The sequence below is a fragment of the Micromonospora sp. CA-248089 genome (assembly GCF_050948515.1).
Taxonomy (GTDB): Bacteria; Actinomycetota; Actinomycetes; order Mycobacteriales; family Micromonosporaceae; genus Micromonospora.
Window position 1 is genome coordinate 1378951 of record NZ_CP192016.1, and the last position, 14996, is coordinate 1393946.

At 74.8% G+C, this 14996-nt stretch carries 14 protein-coding genes and 1 pseudogene; 8 read left to right on the forward strand and 7 right to left on the reverse strand.

The window, feature by feature from the left end:
* Nucleotides 1-112: 112 nt before the first annotated feature.
* Complete coding sequence (locus tag ACQP26_RS06815) at nt 113-2077, forward strand: endonuclease/exonuclease/phosphatase family protein (RefSeq protein ID WP_433495237.1); 1965 nt, start codon at nt 113-115, stop codon at nt 2075-2077.
* Between the two features lie 16 nt (nt 2078-2093).
* Here ACQP26_RS06815 and ACQP26_RS06820 read toward each other — a convergent pair whose 3' ends face one another.
* The 3 genes and pseudogenes from ACQP26_RS06820 to cofC form a co-directional block, all read right to left on the reverse strand.
* Nucleotides 2094-3011 carry an NUDIX hydrolase gene (locus tag ACQP26_RS06820; RefSeq protein ID WP_433495238.1) on the reverse strand — a complete coding sequence of 306 codons (918 nt, stop codon included), beginning with the start codon at nt 3009-3011 and terminating at the stop codon, nt 2094-2096.
* A gap of 7 nt (nt 3012-3018) precedes the next feature.
* Entirely contained in the window at nt 3019-5325 is a 2307-nt protein-coding gene (locus ACQP26_RS06825) for an RNA degradosome polyphosphate kinase (protein ID WP_269701562.1), read from the reverse strand.
* A 276-nt stretch (nt 5326-5601) separates the two neighbouring features.
* Nucleotides 5602-6225, reverse strand: a pseudogene (cofC, locus tag ACQP26_RS06830) (2-phospho-L-lactate guanylyltransferase); the annotation flags it as partial.
* Nucleotides 6226-6320: 95 nt separating this feature from the next.
* Here cofC and ACQP26_RS06835 point away from each other — a divergent pair.
* The 5 genes from ACQP26_RS06835 (at nt 6321) to ACQP26_RS06855 (ending at nt 11280) form a co-directional block, all read left to right on the forward strand.
* Entirely contained in the window at nt 6321-7046 is a 726-nt protein-coding gene (locus tag ACQP26_RS06835) for a lysophospholipid acyltransferase family protein (protein ID WP_269701560.1), read from the forward strand.
* Nucleotides 7043-8050 carry an NAD(P)H-dependent glycerol-3-phosphate dehydrogenase gene (locus tag ACQP26_RS06840; RefSeq protein WP_269701558.1) on the forward strand — a complete coding sequence of 336 codons (1008 nt, stop codon included), beginning with the start codon at nt 7043-7045 and terminating at the stop codon, nt 8048-8050. The genes ACQP26_RS06835 and ACQP26_RS06840 overlap by 4 nt, the downstream gene beginning before the upstream one ends.
* Before the next feature lie 12 nt (nt 8051-8062).
* Entirely contained in the window at nt 8063-9181 is a 1119-nt protein-coding gene (locus tag ACQP26_RS06845; RefSeq protein ID WP_433495239.1) for a cystathionine gamma-lyase, read from the forward strand.
* 172 nt (nt 9182-9353) lie between these two features.
* Complete coding sequence (locus ACQP26_RS06850) at nt 9354-10145, forward strand: putative protein N(5)-glutamine methyltransferase (RefSeq protein ID WP_269701556.1); 792 nt, start codon at nt 9354-9356, stop codon at nt 10143-10145.
* Nucleotides 10146-10230: 85 nt separating this feature from the next.
* Nucleotides 10231-11280 (forward strand): ROK family protein, encoded by a 1050-nt coding sequence (locus ACQP26_RS06855; protein WP_269701555.1) that lies wholly within the window; start codon nt 10231-10233, stop codon nt 11278-11280.
* 57 nt (nt 11281-11337) lie between these two features.
* On the opposite strand, the gene ACQP26_RS06860 is transcribed toward ACQP26_RS06855, so the two are convergent.
* Both ACQP26_RS06860 and ACQP26_RS06865 read right to left on the reverse strand, forming a co-directional pair.
* The gene (locus ACQP26_RS06860; protein WP_269701554.1) at nt 11338-11529 is read right to left on the reverse strand and encodes a DUF397 domain-containing protein; all 192 of its coding nucleotides are present in this window, start codon (nt 11527-11529) and stop codon (nt 11338-11340) included.
* Nucleotides 11530-11533: 4 nt separating this feature from the next.
* Nucleotides 11534-12379, reverse strand: coding sequence for a helix-turn-helix domain-containing protein (locus ACQP26_RS06865; RefSeq protein WP_269701553.1), 846 nt, complete (start codon nt 12377-12379; stop codon nt 11534-11536).
* A 235-nt stretch (nt 12380-12614) separates the two neighbouring features.
* On the opposite strand from ACQP26_RS06865, the gene ACQP26_RS06870 reads away from it, so the two are divergent.
* Both ACQP26_RS06870 and ACQP26_RS06875 read left to right on the forward strand, forming a co-directional pair.
* Nucleotides 12615-12839 (forward strand): hypothetical protein, encoded by a 225-nt coding sequence (locus ACQP26_RS06870; RefSeq protein WP_269701551.1) that lies wholly within the window; start codon nt 12615-12617, stop codon nt 12837-12839.
* Nucleotides 12840-13005: 166 nt separating this feature from the next.
* Nucleotides 13006-14109 (forward strand): D-alanine--D-alanine ligase family protein, encoded by a 1104-nt coding sequence (locus ACQP26_RS06875; RefSeq protein ID WP_091420221.1) that lies wholly within the window; start codon nt 13006-13008, stop codon nt 14107-14109.
* 25 nt (nt 14110-14134) lie between these two features.
* On the opposite strand, the gene ACQP26_RS06880 is transcribed toward ACQP26_RS06875, so the two are convergent.
* On the reverse strand, nt 14135-14722 hold the full coding sequence (locus ACQP26_RS06880; RefSeq protein ID WP_269701548.1) for a DUF3515 domain-containing protein: 588 nt from the start codon (nt 14720-14722) through the stop codon (nt 14135-14137).
* Nucleotides 14723-14956: an Lrp/AsnC ligand binding domain-containing protein gene (locus ACQP26_RS06885; protein WP_013284547.1), complete on the reverse strand. Its 234-nt coding sequence runs from the start codon at nt 14954-14956 to the stop codon at nt 14723-14725. It lies immediately after the preceding gene.
* Nucleotides 14957-14996: the final 40 nt, after the last annotated feature.

Below are 14996 nucleotides of genomic sequence, written 5' to 3' on the forward strand. Positions count from 1 at the left end.
CCACCGTTCGCGGTGGGCGCCCTTTCGCACGGGTACGCCGTTGACCGCCCGCCGTCGCGCCCCGCAGAATCGCCGTGCCGAAATCCCCCGTCGGTCACGAGAAGAGGCGCCCGTGCGGCACCGTCACCTCTCCACCCTCACGCTCGCGCTCGGTGTCGCGGTCCTGCTGGACGTGCTGCGGGTCTGGCTCCCGTCGGTCATCACCCTGTTCGGCCGGGCCGCCGAGACGCCCGCAGAGTTGCTCGGCGCGTTCGCGCTCGGCTGGTTCCTGCTCGCCCTCGGCGCGCCCACGCTCGTACGCCGCGTCGGCCCCGCCCCGGTCGGTCTGGTCGCGGCCGGTGTGCTGGCCGCGGCCCGGCTGGCGCTGACCGCGCAACCCGGTGGCCCGGCCCAGCTCTGGCTGGCCTGCGCCGGACTGCTCGCCGGCCTGGTCTGGCTCGCCGCCGTGGCCGCGACCGTGCCGCGCCCGGTCGCCGGGCTGGCGCTCGGCCTGGCCGGGAACGCGGTCGGGCACGCCCTGCTCGGCACCGAGGACCTGGTGTGGCGTGGCGGTGCGCTCGCCTGGAGCCTGAGCGCCCTGCTGGTGCTGGTGTTCCTGGCCGCATCGGTGGCGGTACGGCGGGAGCGGGCGAGCGGCGACGCGGCGGGAACGGCCGGTGCGGCCGACGGCGACGCCGGGCGGCGCGTGCCTGTCCCGGGTCGCCGGGCCTGGTTGCTGTGCGGGCCGGCGCTGCTGCTGGCCGGTCAGGTGGCGCTCGCCCCGGCGCTCTGGAGCGCCGCCGCCGGCACCGGATCGCCCGGATTCCCGGGCCTCGCCCGCCCGGCCGGCGGACACCTGCTGGGCGCGCTCGCGGTGCTGCTGTTCCTCGCGGCGGCGTTGTTCCGGGCACCGGTGCACGTGGCGCGGATGCTGTGGCCGTTGGCGCTGCTCGCCGGGTCGGTGCTGTTCGTGACCGGGCTTCTCGTCCCGGCGTACCTGCTCACCGCCGCCGGTCTCGGCGGCTGCCTGGCGCTCACCGACGCGGCCGCCGACCGGGCCGCCGCCACCGACGGACGAGACGCGGACGGCGGGCGGGCGGGGGCGCGGCGCGGGCGGGCGGCGGCGCTCGGGATGCTGGTGTTCGCGGTGGCCACGGTGGCCTACTACGCCGCCTACGACCTGGGGTACCCCAACGGCTGGGCGCCGGTCGCCACGGCCGTCCTGGTGGCTCTGGTGGCCGCTACGGCGCCTCTCCGGCCCGCACCGGCGTCGTCCGGCGCGGCGGTTCCCGGCCCGGTGCTGCCCGCCGCGGCCCGGATCGCTGCCCTGGCGGGGCTCACCGCGCTGGCCGGGCTCGCCGCCGCGCTGCACGTGCCACCGGCACCGGCCCGCGCCACGAGCGCCACGGCGACGGTACGGGTGGCGGCGTACAACATCCGGATGGGGTTCGGCCTGGACGGCCGGCTGGACCTGGACGCGGTGGCCCGGGAGTTGCGCGGCGCGGACGTGGTGCTGCTCAGCGAGGTCGACCGGGGCTGGTGGCTCAACGGCGGCCACGACACGCTGGCGTTGCTGGCCGGGCGGCTGGAGATGCCGTACGTCTTCGCGCCCGCCGCCGATCCGGTCTGGGGCGACGCGGTGCTGAGCCGTTTCCCGATGCGGTCCGGGCAGACCCGGCGGCTGAGGGCGCACGGCGCGCCGACCGGGGCGCAGGCGATCGGCGTCACGCTCGACCTCGGCGGCCGGGAACTGGCCGTGGTGGCCACGCACCTGCAGCCGCCGCCCGGCCGGGATCCGGTCGAGCAGGCGGGCGAGGTGGCCGCGTTCGCCGGGCGGTACGCGAACGGCCGTCCACTGGTGCTGGGCGGCGACCTGAACACCGAGCCGGACGACGCGGCGTTCGCCGAGTTCACCCGCACCGGGCTGGTGGACGCGCTGGCCGCGGCCCGGCCGCTGCGGACGAGCCCGGCCGACGACCCCCGCACCCAGATCGACCACGTCTTCACCTCGCCGGGCCTGACCGCCGGCGAGGTACGCGCACCGCGCACCGAGGCCAGCGACCACCTGCCGGTGACGCTCACCGTCACGCTGCCCTGAACCGCCGCCGCCCGCCTCACAACCGGTCGGGGAGGACGAGCCGGTCACCGGCGAACGGCAACAGCCAGCCGCCGCCCTTCGCGGTGGTGAAGTCCTCGTCCACGCGGCCGGTGAGGCGTTCCAGCGCGCCCGGGATGACCTTGCCCTGGCTGCACACCGCGACCGTCCCGACGGCCTGCGCCAGCGTGGTCAGCCGGGCCGCGGCGGCGAGCGCGCACTCCTCGACCTGCTGGCCCGGCGCCGGCTCGTCGAAGTCGCCGCAGACCTCGATCGGCAGGTCCAGCCGGGCCGCCGACGGGTCCAGCGTCTGCACGCAGCGCCGGGCCGAGGCGGAGAACAGGCGGGCCGGGCGGACCAGCGCGACGAGCGGGACCAGCGCCCGCGCCTGCGTCCACCCCTGCTCGTCCAGTGGGCGGCCGTGGTCCGGGCCGGTCCAGGTGCCGCGCTTGCCGGCGTGCGCGTGCCGGACCAGCAGCACCGTCGCGGTGACCGGCGGCAGCGCCGCGAACGCGGCGATCACCTCGGCGTCGTGCGGGTAGCTGACCCGGCGTACCGCGTCGTCGACCGGGAACCAGGCCACGTCGTCGACCTCGGTGCCGGGCTGGAAACCGCCAGTGCCCGCCGCCCGCATGGACCAGTAGTCGACCGCCTTGGCGTGCCCCTCGCTGCGGTAGCGGACCGTGGGCAGGCGGACCTGCGGCACGGCCCGGACGTCGGTCTCCTCGGCCACCTCGCGGACGGCCGCCACCAGCGGATGCTCGTCGCGGTCCAGCTTGCCCTTCGGCAGCGACCAGTCGCCGTACCGGGGGCGGTGCACCAGGCAGACCTCGACGCCGGCCGGACCCGGGCGCCACACCACGCCGCCGGCAGCCCGGATCCGTACCGGTTCGTCGTCGCTCACCCGCTCACCGTATGCCCGCCCGGCACGCGCCACGGCCCGGTCAGTCCGCCCGGCCGCCGACCCGGCGCAGCAACAGATCCTGGAGGTGGGTCAGCGGCACGTCGCCGTCCCCGGTTCGCCGGTGCCAGGTGCCGTCCGCGGCCAGCTCGAACGCGTCCACGTCGCTGTCGAACGCGGCGGTGAGGACGTGGTCCAGTTCGGCCCGGGCCACCGGGTCGCTCACCTGCACCAGCGCCTCCACCCGGCGGTCCAGGTTGCGGTGCATCAGGTCGGCCGAGCCCATCCAGAACTCGGCGTCGCCGTTGTTGCCGAACCGGAAGATCCGGGAGTGTTCCAGGAACCGGCCGAGGATCGAGCGGACCCGGATGTTCTCCGACAGCCCCGGCACGCCCGGCCGCAGCGTGCACATGCCGCGGATCAGCAGGTCGACGTGCACGCCGGCCCGCGACGCCCGGTAGAGCGCGTCGGTGATCTCCTCGTCCACCAGGGAGTTCACCTTGAACTGCACGAGCCCCGGCATGCCCAGCCGGACGTGTTCGATCTCCCTGTCGATGCGCTCGATCAGGCCGCTGCGGATGCCCTGCGGCGCCACCAGCAGCCGCCGGAACGCGGTCTGCCGGCTGTAGCCGGTGAGCACGTTGAACAGGTCGGTCAGGTCGGCGCCGATCTCCGGGTCGGCGGTGAGCATGCCGAAGTCCTCGTAGAGCCGGGCCGTCTTCGGGTGGTAGTTGCCGGTGCCGATGTGGCAGTAGCGGCGGATCTGGTTGCCCTCCTGGCGTACCACCAGCGCGGTCTTGCAGTGCGTCTTGAGCCCCACCAGGCCGTAGACGACGTGACAGCCGGCCCGTTCCAGCGTGCGCGCCCAGCCGATGTTCGCCACCTCGTCGAAGCGCGCCTTCAGCTCGACCAGCACCACCACCTGCTTGCCGGCCGCGGCCGCGTCGACGAGCGCGTCGACGATCGGGGAGTCGCCGCTGGTGCGGTAGAGCGTCTGCTTGATGGCGAGCACGTTCGGGTCGGCCGCCGCCTGCTCGACGAAGCGCTGCACGCTGGTGGCGAACGAGTGGTACGGGTGGTGCACCAGCACGTCGCCGTCGCGCAGCGTGGCGAAGACGCTGCGCGGCACCTCACCCTCGGCAAGACGCGGATGGGTGGCCGGCACGAACGACGGGTCCTTCAGATCGGGCCGGTCCGCCTCGCCGTAGACCTGCCAGAGCGCGGAGAGGTCGAGCAGGCCGCGTACGCGCAACACGTCGTGGCCGTCCATGTCCAGCTCGCGGACCAGCAGCTCCAGCATGTGGTCGGAGATCGAGGCGGCGACCTCGAGGCGTACCGGCGGGCCGAACCGGCGCCGGGCCAGCTCCCGTTCCAGCGCCTGGAGGAGGTCCTCGTCGCGGTCCTCGTCCACCTCCACCTCGGCGTTGCGGGTCACCCGGAACAGGTGGCACTCGACCACCTGCATGCCGGAGAACAGCTGGCCGAGGTGCACCGAGATGAGGTCCTCGACCGGCAGGAACCGCACGCCCGGCTGGTCGCGGTGCACCCGGACGAACCGGGGCACGTTGTTCGGCACCTTCACCCGGGCGAACAGCTCCGAGCCGCCGTCCGGGTCGCGTACCGACACGGCCAGGTTCAGCGACCGGCCGGAGATGTACGGGAACGGGTGCGCCGGGTCGACCGCCAGCGGGGTGAGCACCGGGAAGATGTGCTCCCGGAACCAGGTGCGCAGCCGTTCCCGCTCGGCGTCGTCCAGGTCGCTCCAGCGCAGTATGCGGATCTCCTCGGCGGCGAGCTTCGGCAGCACGTCGTCGACGAGGCAGGCGGCGTGCCGGGCGACCAGGCCGGCGGCCTTGGAGGTGATCAGGTCGAGCTGGGTGCGCAGCGGCAGCCGGTCACCGCCGCGTACCGGCAGGCCGGCGGAGAGCCGCCGCTTCAGCCCGGCCACGCGGACCATGTAGAACTCGTCGAGGTTGCTGGCGAAGATGGCCAGGAACTTCGCCCGTTCCAGCAGCGGGGTGCGCGGATCCTCGGCGAGCGCCAGCACCCGGGCGTTGAAGTCGAGCCAGGACAGCTCCCGGTTGAGGAAGCGGTCCTCCGGCAGCGGCGGCGTGGTCGGTGGCCCGGCGTCCGCGGCGGTCCCGTCGGCCGGGCCGGGACCCTCGACCGGGTCCAGCGGCTCGTCCAGCCCGGTGGCGGCGGTCGCGTCCGGATCGGCGCCGAGGCGCTCCTCCGGGGGCCGGGTCTGGCGGAACCGCCCGTCCGAGCCGCGGGTGGGGCGGCCGTTGCGGGGCGTGCCGGGGTCGAGGATCGGCGGCGGGCCGTCGGGGTGCTCGCGAGGGGTGCTCACCACCTCATGATTCCCCGATAAGGGTGAACGGAAAATGAACTCGGGCCAGGTTGTTCACGCCATCGTCGGCAGGGTCACCCGGACCACCTCGCCGTCGGCGTCCCGCTCGATCCGGACACGCTGCCCCAGACGGAGCAGCCGCAGCCCGGAGGCGTCGAACGCGCGGGCCGGGAACGCCAGTTCGGTGCCGTCGTCGAGCAGCAGCACACCGCTGCGGGTCGACGCGTCGTAGGTCGCCACCGTGCCCTGCATGCCAGCACCGTACCGGACCGCCCCGGCGACCCGGGCCAGCAGCGCGGCGGTGCGCGGCCCCACGCCCAGCCCGGCGGCGTCGGCCAGGTCCGCCGGGGTGTCCACGTCGCGGCGCAGGCTGGGCCAGTCCCCGGCGAGCGGCAGCGCCCCGCCCGCCGCGTGCGCCGCGGCCGAGCCGGGCCCGAACCGCGGCGCCAGCGGCGCCCCGGCCGGCGCGGCGAGCAGCACCGTGCCTCCGCCGGGGGCGTCCGCCACGAACCCGCGTACCCCCTGGGTGGCACGCAGGGCGGCGGCCAGGTCGGCCGGTCGCAGCGCCGGCAGGTCGGCGGTCAGGCCGGCCACGGCGGCGCGCGGCCCGGCGACCGCCGCGCCGTGCCGGAACGCCGCGTTCAGGCCGCCGCCGGGGTCGCTCGCGACGCGGGCGCCCGCCGCGCCGGCCGCCGCGGCCACCCGCGGGTCGTTGGTGACCACGAGCACCCCGGCGACCGCCGGGCACGCCCGCACCGCGCTCAGCGTGTCGGCCGCCAGGGCCAGCGCCAGCTCCTCGTGGGGTACGCCGGGCAGCGCGCCCCGCAGACGGCTCTTCGCCGCCGGAAGGCGCTTCACCGGCATCACCACGGTCCAGCGGGCCTCAGACACGCCGACCATCCTGCCAGCGGGAGCGCCGACACCCGCACTGGCCGCAGCGGGGGCGAACAGGCATGATTCTGTGCCGGGGCGCGAGGGCGGATCGAGGAGGCACTGTGGCACGGCGCAGGCTGGGGTTCTGGCGACGGCTCGCCGTGGTGCTGGTGAAGCCGCTGATGACCGTCTGGACCCGGCGCACCTGGCGGGGCATGGAGCACCTGCGCCACGACGGCGGCGTGATCCTCGTGCCGAACCACATCTCGCACGCCGACCCGCTCGTGGTGGCGCACTACATCTACGACGCCGGGCGCTGGCCGCGCTTCCTCGGCAAGGCCAGCGTGTTCCGGGTGCCGGTGGTCGGCGCGATCCTGCACCGGTGCCAGCAGATCCCGGTCGAGCGGGGCACCGTCGAGGCGGTCAAGTCGCTGGACAAGCTGGTCGCCGCCCTGGCCGAGGGCGGCGCCGTGGTGATCTACCCGGAGGGCACCACCACCCGGGAGCCGGACCTGTGGCCGATGAAGGGCAAGACCGGCGCGGCCCGGCTGGCGCTCGCCACCGGCGCCCCGGTGGTCCCGATCGCCATGGTCGGCCCGGAACGGATGTTCGACCCGCGGACGGCCCGGTTCGGGCTGCGCCCGCGCACGCCGGTGACGGTGATCGCCGGGCCGCCGGTGGACCTGAGCCCCTGGGCCGGCGCCACGCCGACCCGGCCGATCCTGGAGGAGATGACGGACACCATCATGCTGCGCATCCGGGATCTGGTCGCGGAGATCCGCGGCGGCACACCACCGCCGCTCTGGCAGCGGCCCGCCCGCACCGGCACCCGGGAGGTCACCGAATGAGCGGGCACGTCGCCGTGCTGGGCGCCGGTTCCTGGGGGACCGCGTTCGCCAAGATCCTCGCCGACGCCGGGCGGGACGTGACGGTCCTGGCCCGCCGGGCCGCCGTGGCCGAGGCGATCCGGACCGGGCGGCACAACCCGGAGTACCTGCCGGGGATCCGCCTGCCCGAGCGGGTGACAGCCACCGGTGACGCCGCCGAGGCGATCGAGGGAGCCGAGGTGGTGGTGCTCTCGGTGCCGTCGCAGACGCTGCGCGGCAACCTCGCCGACTGGACGCCGTATCTGGCGCCGGACGCCACGCTGGTGTCGCTGATGAAGGGCATCGAGCTGGGCACCACCAAGCGGATGAGCCAGGTGATCACCGAGACCGCCGGGGTGCCCGCCGACCGGGTGGTGGTCGTCTCCGGGCCCAACCTGGCCCCCGAGATCGCCGCCGAGCAGCCGGCCGCCACCGTGGTCGCCGGCGCCGACAGCCGCCGGACCGCGCTGGTGCAGGCGTCCATCCGTACGCCGTACTTCCGCCCGTACACGAACGACGACGTGATCGGCTGCGAGCTGGGCGGCGCGGTCAAGAACGTGATCGCGCTGGCGTACGGCATCGCCACCGCGATGGGCTTCGGCGACAACACCCGGGCCATGCTGATGACCCGGGGGCTCGCCGAGACCGCCCGGCTGGGCGTGGCGCTCGGCGCCGACCCGATCACGTTCGCCGGGCTGGCCGGCATGGGTGACCTGGTCGCCTCCTGCTCGTCGCCGATGGCCCGCAACCGCACCTTCGGCGAGCACCTGGGCCGGGGCGAGACGCTGGAACAGGCCCAGGCGGCCACCCGGCAGACCGCCGAGGGCGTCAAGAGCTGCCTGGCCATCCGCGACCTGGCCCGCGCGCACGGGGTGGAGATGCCGATCACCGAGCAGATCGAGCGGATCTGCCACGAGGGGATGGATCCGCGCCTGGCGGTGGACGCGCTGATGAGCCGTACCGCCAAGCCCGAGTCGTACGAGTGAGCGGAGCGGGGGATGAGCAGCGAGCACTGGGGTGACGGCACGCGCAGCGTGCACGCCGGCCTGCCGGACGCGGTACCCGGGCAGCCGTTCCTGCCCGGCCCGGTCTTCGCGGCGCCGTACCACCTGGACCCGGAGCGCGGCCCGTCCGCGGCGACGAACGGGTACGGGCGGCCCGACAACCCCACCCGGCGGCTCCTGGAGACCGCGGTCGGCGAGCTGGAGGGCGGCGACTGCCGGGTCTTCGCCAGCGGCCAGGCCGCCATCACCGGGCTGCTGCTGACACTGCTGCGCCCCGGCGACACCGTGCTGCTGCCCGCCGACGGCTACTACTCGGTGCGCGCGTTCGCCTCGGACACGCTGGAACAGCTCGGCGTACGCGTGGTGCTCGTGCCGACGGCCGGGCCGTACCCGTCGTTCGACGGCGTACGGCTGGTGCTGCTGGAGACCCCGGCGAACCCCGGCCTGGACGTCGTCGACGTGCGCGCGGTGGCCGCCGCCGCGCACGCCGCCGGTGCGCTGGTGGCGGTGGACAACACCACCGCGACGCCGCTCGGGCAGCGCCCGCTGGACCTCGGCGCGGACGTGGTGGTCGCCTCCGGCACCAAGGCGCTGACCGGCCACTCCGACCTGCTGCTGGGTTACCTGGCGACCCGCGACGCCGGGCTGCGGGACGCGGTGACCACCTGGCGCAACGCCACCGGCGGGGTGCCCGGCGCATTCGACTGCTGGCTGGCGCACCGGTCGCTGGCCACGCTCGACCTGCGGCTGGCCCGGCAGACCGCGAACGCGCGGGCGCTGGCCGAACTGCTCGCGGACCGGCCGGACGTCACCGGGGTCCGCTGGCCCGGCCGGCCCGAGGATCCGGCGTACCCGGTCGCGTCGGCCCAGATGCGGCGCGTGCCCGGTGTGCTCTCGTTCGACCTGGGCGACGAGGGCCGGGTGGCCCGGTTCCTCGGCGCGGCCCGGCTGGTGGCCGCCGCCACCTCGTTCGGCGGCCTGCACACCACAGCCGACCGGCGGGCCCAGTGGGGCGACGACACGGCGCCGGGCTTCGTGCGGTTCTCCTGCGGCGTCGAGGACACCGACGACCTGCTCGCCGACGTGGCGGCGGCGCTCGACGCGGCGGGCTGACGGCGTATCGGCCGCTGGGCTATGGTGACGGGCAGCCACGGCCCGTGCGGCCCCGACCCGAGGAGGTGAGTCCGATCCACAAGCAGAGGACCGGCGCTCCCTCCGAGTCCGCGTCGCCTCGGGGCTGAGGCGACGCCGGGGGCGCCGACGAGCGCTTCCCGAAAGGCTTGCCATGGCATCCACCGTGTTCACCCCCGACCGTCCCGCCCTCGTCCGGCGGCTGCGCGCCGCCGGTTGCGTCTTCGCCGAGGACGAGGCGGACCTGCTGATCGCCGCCGCCGACTCGGCGCAGTCGCTGACCCGGCTGGCCGACCGTCGGGTCGCCGGCCTGCCGCTCGAGCACCTGCTCGGCTGGGCCGAGTTCTGCGGCCGGCGGATCGCCGTGCACCCGGGCGTCTTCGTGCCGCGCGGTCGTACCGCCCTGCTCGTCGACGCGGCGACGGCGCTCGCCGGGCCGGCGCCGGCGGTGCTCGACCTGTGCTGCGGCTCCGGCGCCGCCGCGGTGGTGCTGCACGAGCGGCTGGCGCCCCGCTGGCTGGCCGCCGCCGACATCGACCCGGTGGCGGTGGCCTGCGCCCGGCGCAACCTCGAACCGCTGGGCGTCCCGGTCTACGAGGGCGACCTGTTCGACGCGGTACCGGCCGGCCGGCGCGGGACGCTGGACCTGGTGGTGGCGAACGCGCCGTACGTGCCGAGCGCCGCGGTGGCCTCCCTGCCGGCCGAGGCGCGCCTGTACGAGGCCCCGGTGGCGCTGGACGGCGGCGCGGACGGCCTGGCCGTGCTGCGCCGGGTCGCCTCCGGCGCGGCGCAGTGGCTCGCCCCGGGCGGGCACGTCGTGGTCGAGGCGAGCGTCGCGCAGGCCCCGGAACTGTGCGCCGTGTTCGCCGCCGCCGGGCTGGAACCGGCGGTGGTCCGCGACGAGGAGCGCGAGGCCACAGCGGTGACCGCCCGCCGCCCCGGCTGACCATGGCGGGGGAGTCCCGCCGGGGCATGGCGGGTGGCCCGGACGGGAACTAGCCTCGGGTCAGGCGCGGCGGGAGGCGGTGGCGGTGGGCAGCGCAGGTGTGCCGGTGGTGGTGGGGCTGGACAACGGGGGCACTAGTGACAACGCCACGGTGCTGACCGTCGACGGCCGGTTCCTGGTGGACGGGCTGCTGGAGATCCCGAGCGAGGTCGGCGCCGGGCCGGAGGCGGCGGTGGAGGCGCTGGCGCGGGCGTTCGACGGCGTGCTGGCCCACACCGGCGTGCCGCGTGACCTGGTCCGCGCGGTCGGGCTGGACACGCCCGGCCCGGCCAGCGCCACCGGCGTGATCTCCTCGCGCGGCTCGACGAACTTCTCCCAGCCCGCCTGGCGGGGCTTCGACGTGCGCACCGCGCTGGAACGGCGGCTGGGCCTGCCCGTGGTGTACGCCAACGACGGCAACGCCGCCGCGCTCTACGCCCACCACGTGCACTTCGGCACCGAGGCGATGGCCCGGTCGTCGGTGTCGGCGATCGTCGGCACCGGGCTCGGCGGGGGCGTGGTGGAGTCCGGCCGGGTGGTCAGCGGCGCGGCCGGCATGGCCGGCGAGTTCGGGCACGTGCACATCCCGCTGGACGGCCTGGTCGAGCCGGACCAGGCGGCACCGGTCTGCGCCTGCGGCTTCACCGGGGACGCGGAGAGCGTCGCCTCGCTCACCGCGATCCGGCGCAACCTGCTGCCGTACTGGCTGGCCCGGCACCCGGAGCATCCGCTCGCGGCACAGGAGCCGGACCGGGCGGCGAAGCTGCTGCGCGGCTACGGCGAACGTGGCGACCCGCTGGCCCGTCAGGTGTTCGGCCAGCAGGCCAAGGCGCTGGGGCGGCTGTTCACCATCGCGGCCAACTTCACCGACCCGCACGCGTACTTCGTCGGCGGGGGCGTGGTGGAGGCGGCGCCGGAGTTCCGGGACTGGTTCCTCGCCGCTGTCGCCGAGCACACGGTGCTCCGGGAGGAGCAGCGCGCGGTGGCCACGTTCGCGCTGGTGCCGGACCGGGACATGGCCGGCGCGCGGGGGGTGGCCATCGCGGCGCTGGAGGCGATCCGCGGGACCGTCACCGCCGCCGCCCCACTCGGCTGACGTCGCCTGCCGGCCGGCTCAGGCGCGCGGTGGCGGTCGGTGCGGTGGCGGGCGGGCTCAGGCGCGCGGCGGCGCGGCGGTGAACGCCGCCCAGGCGTGCGGCGGGAACATCAGCACCGGGCCGGCCGGGTCCTTCGAGTCGCGGACAGCCACCGCTGCGGGCAGCGGCGCCATCTCCACGCACGCGCCCTCGTCGCCACTGTGGCTGCTCTTGCGCCAGCGGGCCGGTGCGGGATTCGTGCCGTTCATCTGGTCACCTCTCGTTCAGCAGGCGGAGGAGCTGGTCCCGGCTGGCCGCGGGGCTCAGCGCCACGGTCCGCAGGTGCTCCATGATCTTGGCGCAGGTGCGCAGGTCACCCGGCCGGTCGAGGACCATCTGCCCGGCGACGGTCTCCACCGAGGCGATGATCGGGTCCTCCGGGTCGGCGAACTCCAGGATGTGCAGCGAGCCCCGGGTGCCCCGGTGGTAGCCGGCGGCCAGCGGGATCACCTGCACCGTGACGTTCGGCAGTTCGGCCATCTTCAGCAGGTGCTGGAGCTGGCCGGACATGACCGAGCGGTCGCCGACCGGGCGCAGCAGCGCGCCCTCGTCGATGATGGCGTCGAGGATCGGCGGCTCGGCGCCGGAGAGCCGCTGCTGGCGGTCCAGCCGTAGCTGGACCCGCTGCTCCACCTGCTCGTCGGTGAGCGTGTGGGGACCGCCGCGCATCACGCCGCGGATGTAGTCGGCGGTCTGGAGCAGGCCGGGCACCACCGACGGTTCGAAGTTCGCGATGCCCGTCGCCTCGGCCTCCAGCGCGATGAAGTCGATGGTGCGCTGGTCCAGCAGGTACGAATAGGACACCCACCAGCCCGGCTTGCGCGCGTCCTTCGCCAGCTCGACCGCCGCGGCGATGTCGGCCGGACCCACGCCGTAGCTGGTCAGCAGCGCGCGCACGGTGGCCGGACTGACCAGCGTCTGCGCGTTCTCGTAGCGGGACAACGTGCTCCGGGTGCTGTTGATCTCGTCGGCCGCGGCCTCCAGGGTGAGGCCGGCGGCCTCCCGGTGGGTCCGCAGGGCGATGCCGAGCCGTCGGGCCCGGGCGGTCTTCGGCGCCATGCATCGATGGTCGCACATCCGGCGGGAAAGCGGGCATGAGAGAAAGTCGATGAGAGTTGCATTCATGCCGGTAAACCTGTCACTGTGTGACGGCGTCCTCACCGCCGGTTGTCGTGGCGACGGTGGTGGTGAGCGACCGGAGGGGATGGGGCGCGCGGTGGTCGGATTCTTCACTCCCCCACGATCCGACCGCCGCGTGCCCCTGCCGGTCCACGAGACGGGGAGGGGTTCCGCGGTGACCAGGTTCCTGGTGGTCCTGACCGACGTGCGTCCACCGGACGGCACCCGGCGTGACGAACGGACCAGCCCGGAACGCCGCCGCCAGGTGGTCGGCGCGAGCAGCCGCGAGGCCGCCGACCGGATCGCCGGCGCGTTCATGGCGCTGGGCATGGTGCGGGCCGGCCGGCAACGCGTGAAGGTCATCGCGGTCGGCCGCCGGCCCCGGCACCCGGTCCTCTGAGGCCGGCCGTTCCGTTACTCCCTGTATAGGTCTTCCTGACCGTTTGCCACGCGACTCCGTGTCTCCCCGGGTAACGACCACCGCTTGCGGCAACGCACAGTAAGGTCAGTCGGGTGAGCGCCACCGGCGAGCACGGCCAGCCGCAGTCGCGAACGATGAGGTGACCATGACCACCCCAGGCAAGACCCGTGTGGCGATCGTCTTCGGCGGCCGCAGCCCCGAGCACGGCATCTCCTGCGTCAGCGCCGGCAGCGTGCTGGCCGCGCTGGACCCGGACGAGTTCGAGGTGGTGCCGGTCGGCATCACCCGGCAGGGCCAGTGGGTGCTCGCCAGCGGCGACCCGAGCGGGCTCGCCATCGCCGACCGCAAACTGCCCGAGATCACCGCCGGCTCCGGCGCCGAACTGGTGCTGCGCGCCGACCCCGCCGTCGGCGGCCTGATGGTCCTCGACCCGGCCCAGGGTCCGGTGGCGCTGGCCGACGTGGACGTGGTCTTCCCGGTGCTGCACGGCGCGTACGGCGAGGACGGCACCATCCAGGGGATGCTGGAGATGGCCGACATCCCCTACGTCGGGGCGAACGTCTTCGCCTCCGCTGCGGCGATGGACAAGGAGTTCACCAAGAAGCTCTGCGCCGCCGAGGGCATCCCGGTCGGCCCGTACGCGGTTCTGCGCGCCGGGATGTCACTGAGCGAGGAGGACAAAGAGCGCCTCGGGCTGCCCGTCTTCGTCAAGCCGTCCCGGGCCGGTTCCTCGTTCGGCATCACCAAGGTCGACGACTGGGCGGACCTGGACGCCGCGCTCGTCACCGCGCGGGAGATCGACAGCAAGGTGCTCGTCGAGGGGGCCGTGGTCGGCCGCGAGATCGAGTGCGGTGTGCTGGAGGGCGAGGCGGGCGGCGCTCCGGAGGCCTCCGTGCTCGCCGAGGTGCGGATGATCGGCGACCGCGACTGGTACGACTTCGAGGCCAAGTACATCTTCGCCGACGAGGTCTGCGAGTACGACGTACCGGCCGACCTGCCCGAGCCGGTGGCCCGGCAGGTGCGCGACTACGCCACCCGGGCGTTCACCGCGCTCGACTGCTCCGGCCTGGCCCGTGTCGACTTCTTCGTGACCCCGCAGATGGACGTCTACCTCAACGAGATCAACACGATGCCGGGCTTCACCCCGACGTCGATGTTCCCGCGGATGTGGTCGGCCAGTGGGCTGGAGTATCCGAAGCTGGTCAACCGGCTGATCCGTACCGCCCTGCACCGCCGCGCCGGCCGCTGACCGTTGCTCGGCGCCCGGCCGGGCGTCAGGCGGAGCAGCCCGAGGGGGCCTGCTTCGCCGAGGGGACCGAGCTGACGATCGTCTCGGAGATCGAGGTCACCCACTGCAGCGGCGTCTCGTACGACTTCGGCACCCGGACCCGGATCGGCGTCTCCCGATCGACTGTGGTCAGCACCGTGGCGTCGGCCTCCTGCGCCGCGTGCCAGCAGACCTGGTTGACCGTCCACACCTCGTCGGTGGGCGGGAACTGCGCCGGGCTGCCACCGCAGGCCACCGTCAGCGCCGGGTCGCCGTACGCGGCGTTCTGCTCCGGGCCCGCGGTCACCGGTCGCTGCGCCAGGTCACGCACGCTGTCCGGGAGCTGCGACATCAGTGCCCGGCAGACGACGGTCGGGCGCTCGGCCAGCGCCGGGGCGGGCATCTCCACCGGCGCGCTGGACTGCGCCCGGGGGCTCGCCGACGCGCTCGGCGCGGCGTCCGGCGACTCCGGGGCCAGCTTGGCGAACGTGAACCCGGCGACCGCCAGGGTCACCGGCAGCGCGACGAGCGTCGCCCAGAGTGCGGCACGGCGGGTGGCGCCGTCCCGGCGGGGGGAGGTGTCCTTCTCGTCCACTTACAGCCGCACCACCGAACACGTGAGGGTGCGGGTGATGCCGGGCACCATCTGCACCTTGCTGACGATGAGTTTGCCGAGCTCGTCGACGGTGTTCGCCTCGGTGAGCACTACCACGTCGTACGGCCCGGTGACGGCGTCGACCCGTACCACGCCGGCCAGGTCCGCGATCAGACCGGCCACGTCACGCGCCCGGCCGACCTCGGTCTGGATGAGGATGTACGCCTGTACCACGACTCGACCTCCGTCCGTCGCCTCCGGGCGACCCGAAGGG

Bases quoted from the DNA above. Each gene is read 5' to 3' on its own strand.
- ACQP26_RS06840 (WP_269701558.1), top strand. From the start codon at position 7,043: ATGAGCGGGCACGTCGCCGTGCTGGGCGCCGGTTCCTGGGGGACCGCG.
- ACQP26_RS06845 (WP_433495239.1), top strand. From the start codon at position 8,063: ATGAGCAGCGAGCACTGGGGTGACGGCACGCGCAGCGTGCACGCCGGC.
- ACQP26_RS06850 (WP_269701556.1), top strand. From the start codon at position 9,354: ATGGCATCCACCGTGTTCACCCCCGACCGTCCCGCCCTCGTCCGGCGG.
- ACQP26_RS06860 (WP_269701554.1), bottom strand. From the start codon at position 11,529: ATGAACGGCACGAATCCCGCACCGGCCCGCTGGCGCAAGAGCAGCCAC.
- ACQP26_RS06865 (WP_269701553.1), bottom strand. From the start codon at position 12,379: ATGGCGCCGAAGACCGCCCGGGCCCGACGGCTCGGCATCGCCCTGCGG.
- ACQP26_RS06875 (WP_091420221.1), top strand. From the start codon at position 13,006: ATGACCACCCCAGGCAAGACCCGTGTGGCGATCGTCTTCGGCGGCCGC.